This window comes from Paenibacillus alvei DSM 29 (assembly GCF_000293805.1).
Taxonomy (GTDB): domain Bacteria; phylum Bacillota; class Bacilli; order Paenibacillales; family Paenibacillaceae; genus Paenibacillus_B; species Paenibacillus_B alvei.
In genome coordinates this window covers 1-15,240 of record NZ_AMBZ01000011.1, presented here as the reverse complement: position 1 = coordinate 15,240, position 15,240 = coordinate 1, and the positions used below count along the sequence as shown (strand labels likewise).

Sequence of the window (15,240 nt, the reverse complement as noted above, 5' to 3'; positions counted from 1 at the left end):
TTAGCTTCCTTAAAGCTTGCAGAGTAACGAAAAATCTACATTTATAAAAGTGGGAGAGAATGCTAGGTTTGACATGAAACCATTTGGTATCCTATAATCATAACACCAATACGAAACCATTTGGTTCCGTAATAATGTACTTATCGTTGGTACATGCTGACAATACAATGATGAACTGGAGGACTGACATCCATGACAAATCAAGCATCTCAATCTCTACAAGATATCCGCAAAACGATTACATTGAACGCACCGATCCAGAAGGTGTGGGACGCAGTAGCCACATCGGAAGGAATAGCTGCCTGGTTTATGCCAAATGATTTTCGGCCTGAGCTAGGTTATGAATTTCATTTGAATGCAGGGCCGTTCGGGAATTCACCATGCAAGGTGACAGAGCTAGACCCGCCAAATCGTTTGTCATTCCGTTGGGGCAAAGACTGGACGCTGACGTTTGCCTTGGCCGAAATGAACGGGGCAACGGAATTTACCTTAATTCACTCTGGGTGGAGTCCAGAGGCAGTTACAGAGTTTGGCGAATCGCATGCGATCGTACGCGAGCGCATGAACAATGGATGGGACGGTCTGGTTCAGAAGCTGCGGTCCTACATTGAGGCGTAACATGGGAGCATCTGCACCGAAGCATGATGTCTTTCAGGCGATAGCAGACCCTACAAGGCGCAAGCTGCTGGAACTGCTCGCAGATAACGAGCTTCCAGTTACAGTCATAAGCGGGCATTTCCCCATGACTCGAACTGCAGTGTCCAAGCACTTGCGAATTCTTGCAGAAGCGGGACTTGTGAAGGATCGAAAGATCGGCAGAGAGGTCAGATACCGGCTCGATCCGGATCCGCTGTTGGAATTGAAGCGATGGCTGGCCTATTATGACCGTTATTGGGATAATAAGCTGTCCATGCTTCAGCATTATGTAGAGAGTATAGGGAATTCGGAACGGACTGAGGAGAGTGCCGGCTTGCAGGAACTGATTAATAACAGCAATAGTAACAGTAACAATCGCAGTGACAGCGAGAAATAAACCGTGATGTAGCTGTTTACTAAAAGTTTCGACCAGTCAGTACAAGTAAGTACAACTTCGCAATCCGCCAATCCGCAGCAATCTGCTATAAGCAGGGCGTTGCGGATTTTTTTATATTGAACGGGAATGTCTATATGATGTCCACCTTCTTTCTCACCTTGCCAAACTGACTAAAATGATCTAACAAAAATTGAAAAACAACCGATAAATAAGTAAATAGTTCTGAAGAGGACGTACATGTGAATTTTGCCGACAGCGCATCTGTAGATCACGATGGATCGAGGAATTGCCGTATGGACAACCCTTGTCCATACCTATGTTATCAATGTCATATGATGTGTTCCTCCAAATCGATATGATTACCTCATATATATAATGAAGCGAAATGTTGAGGTCGATCAAAATGACAAAACATCACCAACCACAGGAAAGCATGCCCCTGCCTCCAGTGCCGCATACAGCGCACGATAGCACCGAAGGGCCGAGAATACGGAGAGAAAAGCGGACTGTTCTATTGATGATTCGCATATATTGTCGTAATCATCATTTATCAGAAATGTCTCATTATGAAAATGGAGATCATGGGCATTGCAGTTTATGCCCCAACTGCAATGAATTGCTCGCCTATGCATGGAAGCGACTTACTCATTGCCGATTCGGTGAGAGCAAGACGACTTGTGAGCGTTGTACCGTGCATTGCTACAAGCCAGATAAGCGTGACGCCATTCAGCGTGTCATGCGTGAAGTAGGACCCAAAATGCTGTATAAACATCCGATTGTTGCTCTCCGGCATGCATGGGATCATTTCCGCCCATCTAAAAGAGGAAAATAAAACCACAGGCTGAGAACGCCTTGTCCCACTTGAATTGTTAGTGGAAAAACCACAGTAATTCAGATAATATAGTAACGTATCTAATATAGTTAAAAATTGCCGAAATGTGGCATGAAGGGGCGAACATCATGTTGCGACGCTATACAATTATAGGAAGTATAAATATGCTTTTATCTGTCGCTCTTGGGGCATTTGGGGCGCATGTCATGAAGGGGCTGCTGACGCCGGAGCGGATGGCGACTTTCGAGACAGCTGTTCAATACCATATGGCGCACGCGCTTGGATTGCTTTTTATTGCAATATTGGCAGATAAACTGGCTGATCAGAAAAAGGCTGCATGGTCAGCAAGGCTGATATTTATCGGTATCATTGTGTTCTCTGGCAGCTTGTATCTGCTTTGCTTTACGGGGATCAAAGTGCTAGGAGCGATTACACCGATTGGAGGAGTTGCATTCATCGCTGGTTGGTTGATGCTTGCTCTTGCTGCACGTCGATGATCGTTCGTATTGACTTCAACGCTGGAAGGAAGATACTTAGTGAGTGACCGTAAGGTACAGAATGAACGGCAATTGCAGAAGCGGGATCGCTCAATTCGATGTGCTTTAATTGTAATGGCTGTCTCTTTAATTACGGCAATCGTATGTACAGGGTTGGCTTTGCTTCAGCTGGAAGGAACGGCGCGATTGTGGATGCTTGTACTATTAACAGCGATGCTTGGATATGCTGCAGCTGCGAAGCTTAAATCTTCTTACGACCAGGGGCTCAAACAGGCACATCATCCTTCAGATGCAAAGATTGCGCCGGATTCCTCCGAGCAGCCAACTTGGAAGTCTTATTACGATCATCTGCCTGTTCCGATGCTATTTGTTCGCCAAAATGGAGAGGTTGAGGGGATGAACCCTTCCTTTCAAGAGGTGACTGGATTTGATGTGCCACCCCGCTCGATTAGTCAATGGATGGAGGAACGGGATTGTACGAAGCTCCTTCGGGCAATGCCTCAGGCGATGAGCGGGCAAGAAGTGGAACTGGAAGTTGTTAGTTGTTCTAAGGATGGATTTCCTCAGGACTGGGTCATTCAAATGGCCCAGCTGCCTTTATTGTCACATTACTCCGAGCAGGATGTGATCTTTTCAGTAAGCCTTCGAGATCCAAGTCCGAATCGATATATGGAAGAACGCATTCGTTACATGGCTTATTATGATGATATGACAGGTTTACCGAATCGGCGCATGTTCATGCAGCGGTTGGAGGAAGCACTTGAAATGGCCGCTTATGCCTCATTTTCCGTTGCAGTGCTATACATGGATCTTGATAGGTTTAAGCGCATTAACGATACTTTTGGCACGGACTTCGGCGATATGCTTCTTATGCAAATTGCGGATAGATTGCTCAGGTCGATGACAGAAAACGACGTCATTGCCCGGATGGAGGGCGATGAATTCATCTGCTTCATGACGAATGCAGGCTCAGAGGACGAAGTAACTGAACGTATTCGTCTACTATTATCGGTGTTGGAGGAGCCGTTCGAATTGAACGATATCCCCGTTCACGTTACGATGAGCATTGGCGTGAAGCTTATCCATGAAGATATGCGCATTCATGATGCAGGTCTTGCCGTTCAGCAAGCGGATTATGCCTTGTCCCGGGTAAAGGAACTGGGGAAGAACGGATACCTTTTTTCGTTCCAGGCATGAACGATCGTCCGCTTGAGCGCATTACATTAGAGCATGACATGCGCAAGGCACTCACAAGAGGCGAATTCGAGCTCTATTACCAGCCGCAGGTAGATATGTCTACTTGCCGCATTGTAGGGATGGAAGCTCTTGTACGCTGGAACCATCCTGAGCGTGGGCTTATTCCTCCGGGGGAATTTATTCCCTTGGCCGAGGAGAACGGCTTCATCGTATCACTAGGAACTTGGATCATGGAAGAAGCCTGCAGACAAAATAAGAAGTGGCAGGACAAAGGGCTTGAACGTATTCCAGTATCCGTCAATCTGTCGGTTAGACAATTTGAAATGAACAACTTAACGGAGACGGTTCAGGATGTACTGCGGCGCACCGGTTTGGAGCCGCAATATTTAGATTTGGAAATTACAGAAAGCATGACAATGGAAGTGTCTCGTGCATCTCAAACATTGCGCAAATTGAAGGATATGGGTGTGGCAATCAGTATTGATGATTTCGGGACGGGTTATAGTTCTCTTCACTATTTGAAAAATTTCCCGATTCATCGTTTGAAAATTGATCGATCCTTCGTCCGTGATTTGCAGCAGGATCCGAATGACGCTGCAATTGTATCCGCAATTATTGCCTTAGGGCACAATATGAACATGCAAGTGATTGCTGAGGGAGTAGAGACGAAGGAACAGCTGGTATTTTTACAAAATAACAACTGCGACAATATACAGGGCTATTATTTCAGTCCTCCATTGCCGCGAAGTAGCTTTGAATCGCTATTCCGCAAACATTCGCAGCATGCTGGGAACAGTACAATGCTGAATACATAAGTGAATCAACGAGAAATGCAACAGCCGCAATGGGAGTCGACTGATCTGACTTCATTGCGGCTGTTGTGCATTCATGAGCTATAGAATTAGGGCTGCATGTCTTCTATTTCATTCAGATTAAAAGCGTATACCTGCTTTTCATCGACATGGTATACGTTCAGCAGCTGATTCGAGGCGTCATAATTGAGGATTCGGCAGGGGAGACTCATCGTTATGCCTTTTCCTTTGTTAATGCGCAAGCGCAGTAAGCAATTCTGATCGATGTAGTTCCGAAGCTGCTTTTCAACATCCTGCAGGCGGGCATCATCGGCTTGTTGCTTGTTAGTCTGTTTAGGTTCATTGGCTGCGTTTTGTAATGCTTTGTCCGCTGTGGACCCGGAGCCTGTTGCATTTTTCTTGCTATGAGTCCGAGCTGCGGGGCTGTCCATCCGAGTATCAACAGTCGTGGAACTGGCCTGAGCTGCATGCGTCTGAGTCAGCTTGTCAAACGGTGATTGCTTCATATTATGCTGCTGCATAGCTTCGGCAAGCTCCAACAAAGAACCGAGCTCACTCCCAGATTGGACACGAGCATCCAGAATGTCAGGGTGCTGCTGCAGCAGTTGCAGCAAAGCTTCTAGCGCAGCCACGTTGGATTCGCCTTGTACAAGGATGTCTACATTGAACTTGAAGACGGATCGTTGAGATGAAGTAGGATAAAGCATGATCTGTAATTCCTCCAACCTGGACATTTTGCCTAGATGATTACATTATAATACGGGAGAAATTCCGACAAATATAGTTCATTAGTACTAAATATTGATTCTCGACTCATTCGTTCCAAAAATACGGTAAATGCATAAGATGATACCATCCTGTTATGACAAGAAGGAGGCATTTGGAGTGATACGGTTAATACCCATGCATATTGGCGAACAAACCGTGTTGGGCGTAGAAGTATTGTTGCCCAAAACGACACTATTGTCTATCTCTACAGATAAGGGGTACATCATGTGCGGGGCGCTTGATGTAGAGTTGTTGAATACGAAGCTGCAAGATCGAGGGATTATTGCAGGGCGCGCCGTTGGTGTGCGAACACTGGAGCAACTGCTCGAAGCTCCGCTTGAATCCATTACCCATGAAGCGGGAAATTTGGGCATATTTGTAGGCATGAAAGGCCGCGATGCGCTGCAACTGATGTTCTAATCTACATCTAAAACAAGGGTATGATCTATGCGCTAGGGACACATAATATTGGAGAATTTTCAATTTTGCGTGTATGAAGTGTCATAGCTGATTGGAAGAGCTTGCGTTACACTAATGGCCTCAAGTCCTTATGGGACGCCGTGTTGCGATGATTCATTTCACGTGGACACGGGTACATATATAGTAGCCGAGCAGTATCCGTTGGTAAGGAAAAGATACAAGTTTCACCAGAAAATATTACCAAACAGTTTTGTGTAAGAAAGTCTTGAAAAATAGTTAATATTACTTTAGAATTATTATCAATAAGAAATTGATATCAATTAGGAGGCGTATCGATTATGGCAAATAACGAAAAACTTCAATCTCTGTTGAATCAACAAGTGGCAAACTTGAATGTATTGTATGTGAAGCTTCATAACTACCACTGGTATGTAAAAGGTCCATTGTTCTTCACCCTGCATGAGAAATTCGAAGAATTCTATAATGAAATTACAGCGAAGATGGATGATGTAGCTGAGCGCTTGCTTACAATTGGAGGCAGACCATACGCAACAGTGAAGCAATATTTAGAGCATACAACACTGCAAGAAGCGACAGGCAATGAAACAGGAGAAGAAATGGTAAAGCAGCTTATTAAAGACTTCAATCAATTGATTGCAGAATGCGGCGTAGCTCAAGAAGCGGCGCAAGCTGCTGGGGACGAGCCTACAAATGATTTATTCATCGGCATTCAATCCGATCTTGAAAAGCATGTATGGATGTTGAATGCACTTCTTGGGTAAGCAAGGCTGCATAATATAAATGACTAACCTTGATGAGAAACATATAAGCGCATCCTGAGAAGGGTGCGCTTTTTACTGAAATTATATATAAAATTGGCAGGCGATGTGACTCTAGCAGATTGCGCGCTTTTGTAACGAATAAAGGAGTTATTTGGCGAAAGATAGAGGCAGCATGGGTGGGGCGCTGGTTGATTTATACAAATGATTGTTTTAAAATTATATTGAGAATCAATGATAATCATTTTATAATGATTACAATGTGATAAATCTTATAGCGTGGATAAAGATTTATTGTTCTTTCAGTATACATCTTTTCTACAAATCCATCAATCTGGAGGTTACAACACAATGTCAACTCAATTCGTCATTAATGGTTTAAAGGCGACCATTGAAGGTAAAGAGATTCTGAAAGGAATCAATCTGGAAATGAAGGGTGGCGAGGTACATGCTATCATGGGTCCTAACGGAACTGGTAAAAGTACACTCGCTTCTGCTTTGATGGGCCATCCTAAATATGAAGTAACAGAAGGTTCTGCTACAATTAACGGAGAAGATTTGCTTGAGATGGAAGTTGACGAGCGCGCTCGTGCGGGTCTGTTCCTTGCGATGCAATACCCAAGCGAAATCGCAGGTGTAACGAACTCCGACTTCTTGCGCAGCGCAATCAATGCTCGCCGCGGTGAAGGCAACGAAATCTCCTTGATCAAGTTCATTCGTCAAATGGAAGGCAAGATGAAAGAACTGGAGATGAATGAAGAATTCGCTCATCGCTACCTGAACGAAGGCTTCTCCGGCGGGGAGAAGAAGCGTAACGAAATCTTGCAAATGATGATGCTGGAACCGAAAATCGTAGTCTTGGACGAAATCGACTCCGGTTTGGATATCGACGCATTGAAAATCGTTGCAAATGGTGTAAATGCTATGCGCAGCGAAGATCGCGGATTCTTGGTTATTACGCACTATCAACGTTTGCTGAACTATGTGAAGCCTGACTTCGTACACGTTATGATGCAAGGTCGTATCGTGAAATCCGGCGGTCCTGAACTGGCTGAGCGCCTTGAGGCCGAAGGTTACGACTGGGTGAAGGAAGAACTCGGCATTACAGACGAAACAGTTGGACAAGGCGAGTAATTCATTCTAGCAAACGATTGACAGGAGGAGCGATAGACCGATGAGCACGAATACGACATTGCCAGTGAGCCGTGAAGCGGTCGCTGCGCTTTCGAGCCGCAAGAGTGAGCCTGCATGGCTTGCTGAATTGCGATTGCAAGCGTTGGATCAAGCAGCGGCACTGGATTATCCGATATTTGAAAAACAAAAATTGAACGCTGGGATCTTCAAGCATATGGTGAGTATGTAGACAGCCAACAAGTTTCTGCTTTTGCTGATATTCCGAGAGAAGTTCGTACTATATTGACTGGGGATGAGTCTTCCGCACAGGTAGACAACGTACTGGTTCAGCACAATTCCGGGGTAGTATATCGTCAATTGCAAGCAGAACTGGCAGCGAAGGGCGTTATCTTTACAGACTTGGAAACGGCGGCTCGTGAGCATGAAGAGCTGGTGAAGCCGCATTTGATGCAAGCGCTGAAGGCTGACGAGCATCAGTTGGCAGCTTTGCATGCCGCAGTATGGAATGGCGGCGTATTCTTATACGTGCCGAAAAACGTAGAAGTAGATATTCCGCTTCAAGCATTGTTCTATACAGATAATGCAAAGGCTACATTCGCACCGCATGTATTGATTGTTGCGGATGTGAACAGCCGTGTAAACTATGTAGACTACTACGTATCTGGTGCTTCTACTGATGCTTATGTTCATAATGGTGTTGTTGAAGTGTTCGTGAAATCCGGAGCGAAGGTAACTTACGCATCTGTACATCATTTGGATGAGAAAGCAACGGATATTACGATTCGTCGCGCAGTAGTTGAAAATGACGGCCGCATTGAGTGGGTTGTAGGCGAAATGCACAACGGCTATGCAGCGTCTGAAACGAACTCCATTCTCGTAGGCAACGGTTCTACATCCGATACAAAAGTAATATGCGTAGGAAATGGCGATCAAAAGCTGAACATTACGACGAAAGCTGTTCACTTCGGTAAGAGCTCTGACAGCCAAATGATTACACGCGCAGTTATGCGCGAAAATGCTTCCGCAATCATCAACGGAATTACGAAGATTGAAAAGGGAGCAACCAAAGCAAATGGTGAGCAAACAGAGCGCGTACTTATGCTGAGCCCGAAAGCGCGTGGTGATGCGAATCCAATTTTGCTTATTGATGAGGACGATGTAACAGCGGGTCATGCTGCTTCTGCTGGTCAAGTGAACCAAGAACAGGTTTATTACATGATGTCGCGCGGTATTGCTCGTGAAGAGGCGGAGAACTTGATTATCCGCGGATTCTTGGCACCAGTTGTAGCTGAACTGCCAGGAGAGCATTTGCAGCAATTGCTGAAGCGTTACATCGAAAGGAAGCTGGGACAATGATTGGACGCGAGCTTCGTGAGCAATTCCCGATTTTAAATCAGGATGTTAATGGTCATCCGTTGGTGTATTTAGACAGTGCGGCAACCTCACAGAAGCCGAGATCCGTAATTGATGCGATACAAGCGTATTATGAAAAGGACAATTCCAACGTACACCGCGGCGTCCATACGCTCGGTTCCCGAGCGACAGACGCTTACGAAGGTGCGCGGGAGAAAGTTGCCCGGTTCATCAACGCGAATCGTACGGAAGAGATTGTATTCACTCGCGGTACGACAAGTGCGCTTAATCTTGTTGCATCTTCCTATGGACGCAGTGTATGCGGCGAGGGTGATGAAATTGTCATCACACAAATGGAACACCACAGCAATCTGATTCCGTGGCAGCAGGTCGCGAAAGCGACAGGGGCTACGTTGAAATATATCCCGATGCAGGAAGATGGCACGCTTTTGCTTGCAGATGTGGAGCAGACGATTACGGCTCGAACGAAGATTGTATCGATTGCGTATGCATCCAATGTGCTCGGAATCGTAAATCCAGTCAAACAAATTGCGGAGATCGCACATCGCTATGGGGCAGTTATCGTGGTAGATGGCGCGCAAAGTACGCCGCATATGCGGATCGATGTTCAGGAGCTGGATTGCGACTTCTATGCATTGTCAGGGCACAAAATGTGCGGACCAACTGGAATCGGGGCATTATATGGGAAGATGGCACTGCTCGAGAAAATGGAACCAATCGAGTTCGGCGGCGAAATGATTGACTTCGTTGATTTGTATGAATCAACGTGGAAAGATGTTCCTGCCCGATTTGAAGCGGGAACACCGATCATAGCAGGTGCTGTCGGACTAGGCGCTGCGATTGATTTCCTAAACGAAATAGGGCTGGACAACATTCATAAACATGAGATGCAGCTTGGCGCCTATGCGGTCGAGCGTTTGTCTGAGATTGATGGACTCTCGATCTATGGCCCTCGCCGCGAGCGGATCGGGCTCGTTACATTCAATTTGGATGATATCCATCCGCATGATGTAGCTACCGTTCTGGATGCGAAGGGGATTGCCGTACGTGCCGGACATCACTGCTGCCAGCCGCTGATGCGTTGGCTCAAGGTAAGTGCGTCGGCACGCGCAAGTTTCTATTTGTACAACACGGAAGCAGACATTGACCGGTTGGCGGAAGCCTTGCGGGAAACGAAGGAGTATTTCAGCGATGCAATTGGATGATCTGTATCGCCGAGTCATCATGGATCACTACAAAAAGCCGCGCAACCGCGGCACGTTCGAGGACGACACGGTTACCGTTGACCTGAACAATCCGACTTGTGGTGATCGCATATCTCTGCAGCTTAAGTTGAACGATGGCATTGTTGAGGATGCCAAATTCACAGGCGAAGGCTGCTCGATAAGCATGTCTAGTGCATCAATGATGACGGAAGCGGTCAAAGGTAAAACGTTGGAGCAAGCACATGAATTGGCTGAGCGCTTCTCTGCCTTGGTAAAAGGCGAGAACGCTACGTTTGATGAATATGAAGATATCGAGGCTCTATCTGGTGTAAACAAGTTCCCAGCCCGCATTAAATGTGCGACATTGGCTTGGAACGCGCTTCGCAAAGGGATCGATAAGCCTGAATAGGCGATCAAGTGCGACGTTCGCACAGAGGAGGTACAACAACTATGGCGAAAAAGATGCCTGAAATGGAAGAGTATAAATATGGCTTTCGCGATAATCACCAAGCAGTCTTCCAATCCGGTAAAGGGCTGACGCCGGAGATCGTTACTGAGATCTCCCGTATTAAGGGCGAGCCTGACTGGATGCTGGAATTCCGCTTGAAGTCGCTTGAGCAATTTAACAAAATGGCAATGCCTCGTTGGGGCGGCGATTTGGATGAGTTGGACTTCAACGACATTCAATATTATGTGCGTCCTTCTGAGAAGCAAGGTAAGACATGGGAAGAAGTTCCGACTGAGATCAAGGAAACATTCGATAAGCTCGGCATTCCAGAAGCGGAACAAAAGTTCCTTGCTGGTGTATCGGCTCAGTACGAATCTGAGGTTGTTTATCACAGCATGCAGAAGGATCTCGAAGAGCAAGGCGTTATCTTTATGGATACGGACACTGCACTTCGTGAGCATCCGGAGATCTTCCGCGAGCACTTCGCATCTGTCGTTCCTCCGGCGGACAACAAGTTCGCTGCATTGAACAGTGCAGTATGGTCGGGCGGAAGCTTTATCTACGTGCCAAAAGGCGTGAAGTGTGAAATTCCGCTTCAAGCATATTTCCGTATCAACTCCGAGAATATGGGTCAGTTCGAGCGTACGCTCATCATCGCAGATGAGGACAGCTTCGTACATTATGTTGAAGGTTGTACAGCGCCTATCTACAGCACGAACTCCCTTCATAGTGCGGTCGTTGAGATTATCGTGAAGAAAAATGCGCGTGTTCGTTATACAACAATCCAAAACTGGGCGCCGAACATTTACAACCTGGTTACGAAGCGTGCTGTTGCGGAAGAGAATGCGAACATGGAGTGGGTTGACGGCAACATCGGTTCCAAGCTGACTATGAAATATCCAGCAGTCGTATTGAAAGGCCGCGGAGCAAAAGGCTCTGTACTGTCAATTGCGGTAGCAGGTAAAGGTCAGCATCAGGATGCTGGTGCGAAGATGATTCACCTGGCTCCAGATACAACGTCGACCATTATTTCCAAATCGATCTCCAAGCATGGCGGTAAGGTTTCGTATCGCGGCTTGACATCGTTCGGTCGTGATTCTGACGGTGCAAAATCAAACGTAAAATGTGATACTTTGATTTTGGATAACGAATCTACGTCTGATACAATTCCGTACAACGAGATCCGCAACGACAATATTCAATTGGAGCATGAAGCTACTGTATCCAAGGTATCCGAGGATCAGCTCTTCTACCTGATGAGCCGCGGCTTAACTGAAGATGAGGCGACTCAAATGATCGTTATGGGCTTCATCGAGCCGTTCACGAAGGAACTGCCAATGGAATATGCGGTTGAGATGAATAGATTGATCAAATTCGAAATGGAAGGCTCTATCGGTTAATTACTTACAACCCTTGGTGCAACAAGGGTTGTAAGGTGATTATATAGTGGGGCGATATCGCTTGTGCCGATTTCGTGCCGATTCAAATTTCATCTTTTTGTGTAGGAGGCGAACTTTTTTAGTTCGTCTTCTTCAATTTTCTTTGTAATAGCGAGGTAAGTATCTGCGGTTGTTTTGATTGTTTTATGTCCAAGTCGTTTAGAAACAAAAAGAAGGCTTACACCAGATTCCAGCAGTAATACTGCATGAGTATGTCTGAATCCATGAGTACCTTTATACTCGACACCAGCTTTCTCACAGTATTTTTTAATCGAATCTCGCACCGTCGAAGGAGTTAAGTAATTACCTAAATAGTTTTGAAAAATGATTTTGTCCTTATTTTGAATAAATAGTCCTCTTTGAATATGGTCGCTTTGTATGAGTCTGAATTTTTCTAGTTCTTGAAGTACATCTTCTTCCAAACGAATTGTGCGATATGAAGAAGTGTTCTTAAGGGTTGTTAATTTAAGATTGTTGTTTTTGTCTCTGCTTGTTTGTCTTTCAACAGTCAAGTGCCCATTTTGAATATCTGTCCAGCGCAATGCAAGAGATTCGCTTATTCGAAGCCCAGACTGACTCAAAAAGTACATAAGAGTATAGTAGATCTGATACTTTTCGAATCGCTGATGCCGATAATCTTTCATAAAATCAAGCAATTGATTCAATTCGGTCAACGAATAGTATTTAACAGCCTCGTCCTTCTCAGTTGAATCTTTAACAGGAACCCTTAGTTTATCAGCAGGGTTTTTTTCTAGTACCTCAAGCTCAAACACTGCAAAATGAAAGATACTCTTCATGACTGACAAATATCTGAGGCATGATCCAAATGAGTATTTAGGCTTTCCTTTTTCGTCTAAAGCATCAACATAACCCTGAATCCATTTTTTGATTTCAAAGCGGCGGATTTTCATGATTCTTCTGTTTTCAAATTCTGGTTTTATATGAAGCTTAAGAGTTCGCTCCAGATGCTCATATGTTGATTCTTTTACCTCAGGCCGCTTATGTTTCAGCCATTCATCCGCAACCTCACCGAACAACATATTTCGGTCATTCAGTGTCTGCCCATAGTAGATCCTTTCTTCTACTTTACCAGCTTCAATCTCAGCTTCTTTTTTGTTCTGAATGTTCCAATACTGAATTCTTCTCCATCCCTTGATACCCTAGCTTGCCAATTACCACTAGGTAGTTTTCTGTACGTAGCCATTTCCCTTGAACACTCTCCTTATAACGGAACATATGTTCGGTATTTAAGTATATATTAACAGCCTTGCTGGCTGGAGATTGCAAGTCATTCAAACATTTCTAAAACTCCCAGTGGTTCAAAACAAATAGTATATATTCCATAAGAAGCATACATTCCGTATTTCTCTTTGTATCTAGATATTGATGAATCGAGAAACTCCTCTGTAATGCATAAAAACTCAGCTAGTTCTAACGGTTACTTATCCCTCTTAGATGAGCATCAACGAACGATGAAAGAGGGATCAGCTTTTTATATGCATTCCGCGCTAGCTTTTCTTGTTTCCTATTACCTAATTTATTTTGGTTCAGTATGTCTCCAACAGTAGTATGATGGTGGCCGAGTTCTTCGGCGAGAACACATTTCTTTTCGTAGTCAGTTTCAATATTTCTATTAATCCAAATATTATTGTCACAATACAATCCTTTGATGGTAGATTTCATGAGCTTTTCATATACATCAATACCACATCTATCTGCTTCGACCAACAGCATTTCACATGACATAGAGTCACTCCTGATGTTTACGTTTTGATCTTACAAACTCCTTAAACCGTTCGATTTCTTCCATTTCTTCGGCTGTCCATACTTCTCCCTCGTGATGAGCCGCAATGGTGTCAATTGATCTTACTTCTTCACCCATTAATTCATAAACTTTAGCATCAATAGCTGATGCAATTGTTTGTAAAGTATCGACACTTGGGTTGTATCGGTCACGCTCAACATCAGCGATGTAAGAACGTGATAATTTAGTTTTTGTGGCTAAATCAAACTGTGTCATGCCTTTCTTTTTACGGAAGTATTTAATGTTTTCTCCAAGAGTCATTCTGTATTTCTCCTTTTAAATGACGTGTATAACCGACGTTTAAGATTAGTATATCCATGAAATGTCGGGAATACAATATCAAAAATGACGTAAATACAAGTAAAAATGAGCAAAATGACGTGAATTGACGATATTATAGTTGTTTCTCTTCAATTTGCTGCAATTTAATGCAATTTGGGCTTTTACAATATGACGTGAATACTGTACATTATATGCAGGAGGTGACGTAAATGCTAGACAAAATAATATTGGGATTGTCAATTAAAAAGGCAAGAAAGAAAAAGAAAATGAGCCAAATGAAGTTATCCGTTTTAACAAACCTGTCTCGATCATACATCTCCGATGTAGAAAACGGACGCTATGCACCTAGTTTGGAAACACTGATGCGCATTTCTATTGCCCTGGATGCTTCTTTAGATGAGTTAGCTTATGGAAAGGTGGCCTAGGAATGATTAGCGTTTCTGTTGATGAAGTAGAAGTAAAGCGAATGTGTCGTGAAAAAATAACGGCAATGATAAAGGAAATAGACGCAGAATTTGTGTATTGGGATACTGCGGAATTGAAACGTAGAACTAAAATGAGTTGGAATTTAATTCAGAAAACGTTCTTTTTCGATAAGAGATTCCCAAAACGGAGGGTAGGACGAAACTGGTATTATCCAGCTCGTGAAACTAGGGACTTTTTAGAGACATGGTTAATGGAACAACCAGATAGCTAGAGAAAGGAGATAAACCAGCATGAACCAATTACAAGTGTTCAAACACCCAGCATTTGGTGAACTTGAAGCGATATCAGTAGATGGACAACCTTGGTTTGGTGCCACGAAGGCCGCGACAATGTTGGGGTATGCGAATCCTCAAAAAGCTGTTCGTGACCATTGCAATGAAAAGGGGTGCACGTTTCGTTCAGTCCTTACTAACGGCGGGGAACAGCAGATCAAGTTCATTTCTGAAGGTAATCTTTATCGACTGGTGTCGCGCTCCAAATTAGATGAGGCCGAGAAATTCGAATCATGGGTATTTGATGAAGTCTTACCAACCATCAGAAAGACAGGCGGATATGTAGCAAATGAGGATCTATTCATTAGCACATATCTACCGCATGCAGATGATCAAACGAAGCTGATATTTAAGGCAACACTTGAAACGGTACGGAAGGCAAATGAGCAGATTTCAGTCATGCAGCCTAAAGCAGATTACTTTGATGCATTGGTTGACCGCAACTTGCTTACCAACTT

General features: G+C 44.4%; 21 protein-coding genes. 17 read left to right on the top strand and 4 right to left on the bottom strand.

The features are described from left to right. Positions 1 to 192: 192 nt before the first annotated feature. The 6 genes from PAV_RS26810 (at position 193) to PAV_RS36590 (ending at position 4,374) form a co-directional block, all read left to right on the top strand. Positions 193 to 618 (top strand): SRPBCC family protein, encoded by a 426-nt coding sequence (locus PAV_RS26810; protein ID WP_005551279.1) that lies wholly within the window; start codon positions 193 to 195, stop codon positions 616 to 618. Between the two features lies 1 nt (position 619). Next, the gene (locus PAV_RS26805; RefSeq protein WP_005551278.1) at positions 620 to 1,033 is read left to right on the top strand and encodes an ArsR/SmtB family transcription factor; all 414 of its coding nucleotides are present in this window, start codon (positions 620 to 622) and stop codon (positions 1,031 to 1,033) included. 385 nt (positions 1,034 to 1,418) lie between these two features. Further along, positions 1,419 to 1,865: a nitrous oxide-stimulated promoter family protein gene (locus tag PAV_RS33895; protein ID WP_326100960.1), complete on the top strand. Its 447-nt coding sequence runs from the start codon at positions 1,419 to 1,421 to the stop codon at positions 1,863 to 1,865. Between the two features lie 128 nt (positions 1,866 to 1,993). After that, positions 1,994 to 2,362 carry a DUF423 domain-containing protein gene (locus PAV_RS26795; protein ID WP_040737014.1) on the top strand — a complete coding sequence of 123 codons (369 nt, stop codon included), beginning with the start codon at positions 1,994 to 1,996 and terminating at the stop codon, positions 2,360 to 2,362. A gap of 39 nt (positions 2,363 to 2,401) precedes the next feature. After that, a complete protein-coding gene (locus PAV_RS36595) occupies positions 2,402 to 3,559 on the top strand; it encodes a GGDEF domain-containing protein (protein ID WP_238555930.1) in 1,158 nt (385 codons plus the stop codon). Beyond that, positions 3,556 to 4,374, top strand: coding sequence for a putative bifunctional diguanylate cyclase/phosphodiesterase (locus PAV_RS36590; RefSeq protein ID WP_238555929.1), 819 nt, complete (start codon positions 3,556 to 3,558; stop codon positions 4,372 to 4,374). The genes PAV_RS36595 and PAV_RS36590 overlap by 4 nt, the downstream gene beginning before the upstream one ends. 86 nt (positions 4,375 to 4,460) lie before the next feature. On the opposite strand, the gene PAV_RS26785 is transcribed toward PAV_RS36590, so the two are convergent. Further along, the gene (locus tag PAV_RS26785) at positions 4,461 to 5,078 is read right to left on the bottom strand and encodes a hypothetical protein (protein ID WP_005551274.1); all 618 of its coding nucleotides are present in this window, start codon (positions 5,076 to 5,078) and stop codon (positions 4,461 to 4,463) included. A gap of 178 nt (positions 5,079 to 5,256) precedes the next feature. Here PAV_RS26785 and PAV_RS26780 point away from each other — a divergent pair, with 178 nt between their 5' ends. The 8 genes from PAV_RS26780 (at position 5,257) to sufB (ending at position 11,899) form a co-directional block, all read left to right on the top strand. After that, positions 5,257 to 5,559, top strand: a complete 303-nt coding sequence (locus PAV_RS26780; RefSeq protein ID WP_005551272.1) for a YunC family protein — start codon at positions 5,257 to 5,259, stop codon at positions 5,557 to 5,559. Positions 5,560 to 5,897: 338 nt separating this feature from the next. Further along, positions 5,898 to 6,341, top strand: coding sequence for a Dps family protein (locus tag PAV_RS26775; protein WP_005551270.1), 444 nt, complete (start codon positions 5,898 to 5,900; stop codon positions 6,339 to 6,341). A 348-nt stretch (positions 6,342 to 6,689) separates the two neighbouring features. After that, entirely contained in the window at positions 6,690 to 7,472 is a 783-nt protein-coding gene (gene sufC, locus PAV_RS26770; RefSeq protein WP_005551268.1) for a Fe-S cluster assembly ATPase SufC, read from the top strand. Positions 7,473 to 7,512: 40 nt separating this feature from the next. After that, a complete protein-coding gene (locus tag PAV_RS37775) occupies positions 7,513 to 7,701 on the top strand; it encodes a hypothetical protein (RefSeq protein ID WP_005551266.1) in 189 nt (62 codons plus the stop codon). Between the two features lie 53 nt (positions 7,702 to 7,754). Next, on the top strand, positions 7,755 to 8,828 hold the full coding sequence (gene sufD / locus PAV_RS26765; RefSeq protein WP_005551264.1) for a Fe-S cluster assembly protein SufD: 1,074 nt from the start codon (positions 7,755 to 7,757) through the stop codon (positions 8,826 to 8,828). Next, positions 8,825 to 10,051, top strand: a complete 1,227-nt coding sequence (locus PAV_RS26760; protein WP_005551262.1) for a cysteine desulfurase — start codon at positions 8,825 to 8,827, stop codon at positions 10,049 to 10,051. The genes sufD and PAV_RS26760 overlap by 4 nt, the downstream gene beginning before the upstream one ends. Further along, positions 10,038 to 10,460, top strand: coding sequence for a Fe-S cluster assembly sulfur transfer protein SufU (sufU, locus tag PAV_RS26755; RefSeq protein ID WP_005551261.1), 423 nt, complete (start codon positions 10,038 to 10,040; stop codon positions 10,458 to 10,460). Before PAV_RS26760 ends, sufU begins: the two co-directional genes overlap by 14 nt. 41 nt (positions 10,461 to 10,501) lie before the next feature. Further along, positions 10,502 to 11,899: a Fe-S cluster assembly protein SufB gene (gene sufB, locus PAV_RS26750; protein ID WP_005551259.1), complete on the top strand. Its 1,398-nt coding sequence runs from the start codon at positions 10,502 to 10,504 to the stop codon at positions 11,897 to 11,899. An 89-nt stretch (positions 11,900 to 11,988) separates the two neighbouring features. Here sufB and PAV_RS26745 read toward each other — a convergent pair whose 3' ends face one another. The 3 genes from PAV_RS26745 to PAV_RS32785 form a co-directional block, all read right to left on the bottom strand. Then, positions 11,989 to 12,978 carry a tyrosine-type recombinase/integrase gene (locus PAV_RS26745; protein ID WP_005551258.1) on the bottom strand — a complete coding sequence of 330 codons (990 nt, stop codon included), beginning with the start codon at positions 12,976 to 12,978 and terminating at the stop codon, positions 11,989 to 11,991. Positions 12,979 to 13,369: 391 nt separating this feature from the next. Next, complete coding sequence (locus PAV_RS26740; protein ID WP_005551256.1) at positions 13,370 to 13,684, bottom strand: ImmA/IrrE family metallo-endopeptidase; 315 nt, start codon at positions 13,682 to 13,684, stop codon at positions 13,370 to 13,372. A 4-nt stretch (positions 13,685 to 13,688) separates the two neighbouring features. After that, positions 13,689 to 14,003: a helix-turn-helix domain-containing protein gene (locus PAV_RS32785; protein WP_005551255.1), complete on the bottom strand. Its 315-nt coding sequence runs from the start codon at positions 14,001 to 14,003 to the stop codon at positions 13,689 to 13,691. A gap of 230 nt (positions 14,004 to 14,233) precedes the next feature. On the opposite strand from PAV_RS32785, the gene PAV_RS26730 reads away from it, so the two are divergent. The 3 genes from PAV_RS26730 to PAV_RS26720 form a co-directional block, all read left to right on the top strand. Continuing rightward, positions 14,234 to 14,449, top strand: coding sequence for a helix-turn-helix domain-containing protein (locus PAV_RS26730; protein ID WP_005551254.1), 216 nt, complete (start codon positions 14,234 to 14,236; stop codon positions 14,447 to 14,449). Positions 14,450 to 14,451: 2 nt separating this feature from the next. Beyond that, entirely contained in the window at positions 14,452 to 14,721 is a 270-nt protein-coding gene (locus tag PAV_RS26725; RefSeq protein WP_005551253.1) for a hypothetical protein, read from the top strand. Between the two features lie 19 nt (positions 14,722 to 14,740). Next, positions 14,741 to 15,240, top strand: a 500-nt coding sequence (locus PAV_RS26720; RefSeq protein ID WP_040737038.1) for a BRO-N domain-containing protein, incomplete at its 3' end; no start/stop codon positions are given.

Excerpts from the sequence above, each read along its gene's own strand:
- PAV_RS26810 (WP_005551279.1), top strand. The coding sequence starts at position 193 with ATGACAAATCAAGCATCTCAATCTCTACAAGATATCCGCAAAACGATT.
- PAV_RS26805 (WP_005551278.1), top strand. The coding sequence starts at position 620 with ATGGGAGCATCTGCACCGAAGCATGATGTCTTTCAGGCGATAGCAGAC.
- PAV_RS33895 (WP_326100960.1), top strand. The coding sequence starts at position 1,419 with ATGTTGAGGTCGATCAAAATGACAAAACATCACCAACCACAGGAAAGC.
- PAV_RS26795 (WP_040737014.1), top strand. The coding sequence starts at position 1,994 with ATGTTGCGACGCTATACAATTATAGGAAGTATAAATATGCTTTTATCT.
- PAV_RS36590 (WP_238555929.1), top strand. The coding sequence starts at position 3,556 with ATGAACGATCGTCCGCTTGAGCGCATTACATTAGAGCATGACATGCGC.
- PAV_RS26785 (WP_005551274.1), bottom strand. The coding sequence starts at position 5,078 with ATGCTTTATCCTACTTCATCTCAACGATCCGTCTTCAAGTTCAATGTA.
- PAV_RS26775 (WP_005551270.1), top strand. The coding sequence starts at position 5,898 with ATGGCAAATAACGAAAAACTTCAATCTCTGTTGAATCAACAAGTGGCA.
- sufC (WP_005551268.1), top strand. The coding sequence starts at position 6,690 with ATGTCAACTCAATTCGTCATTAATGGTTTAAAGGCGACCATTGAAGGT.
- PAV_RS37775 (WP_005551266.1), top strand. The coding sequence starts at position 7,513 with ATGAGCACGAATACGACATTGCCAGTGAGCCGTGAAGCGGTCGCTGCG.
- PAV_RS26760 (WP_005551262.1), top strand. The coding sequence starts at position 8,825 with ATGATTGGACGCGAGCTTCGTGAGCAATTCCCGATTTTAAATCAGGAT.
- sufU (WP_005551261.1), top strand. The coding sequence starts at position 10,038 with ATGCAATTGGATGATCTGTATCGCCGAGTCATCATGGATCACTACAAA.
- sufB (WP_005551259.1), top strand. The coding sequence starts at position 10,502 with ATGGCGAAAAAGATGCCTGAAATGGAAGAGTATAAATATGGCTTTCGC.
- PAV_RS26745 (WP_005551258.1), bottom strand. The coding sequence starts at position 12,978 with ATGTTGTTCGGTGAGGTTGCGGATGAATGGCTGAAACATAAGCGGCCT.
- PAV_RS26740 (WP_005551256.1), bottom strand. The coding sequence starts at position 13,684 with ATGTCATGTGAAATGCTGTTGGTCGAAGCAGATAGATGTGGTATTGAT.
- PAV_RS32785 (WP_005551255.1), bottom strand. The coding sequence starts at position 14,003 with ATGACTCTTGGAGAAAACATTAAATACTTCCGTAAAAAGAAAGGCATG.
- PAV_RS26730 (WP_005551254.1), top strand. The coding sequence starts at position 14,234 with ATGCTAGACAAAATAATATTGGGATTGTCAATTAAAAAGGCAAGAAAG.
- PAV_RS26725 (WP_005551253.1), top strand. The coding sequence starts at position 14,452 with ATGATTAGCGTTTCTGTTGATGAAGTAGAAGTAAAGCGAATGTGTCGT.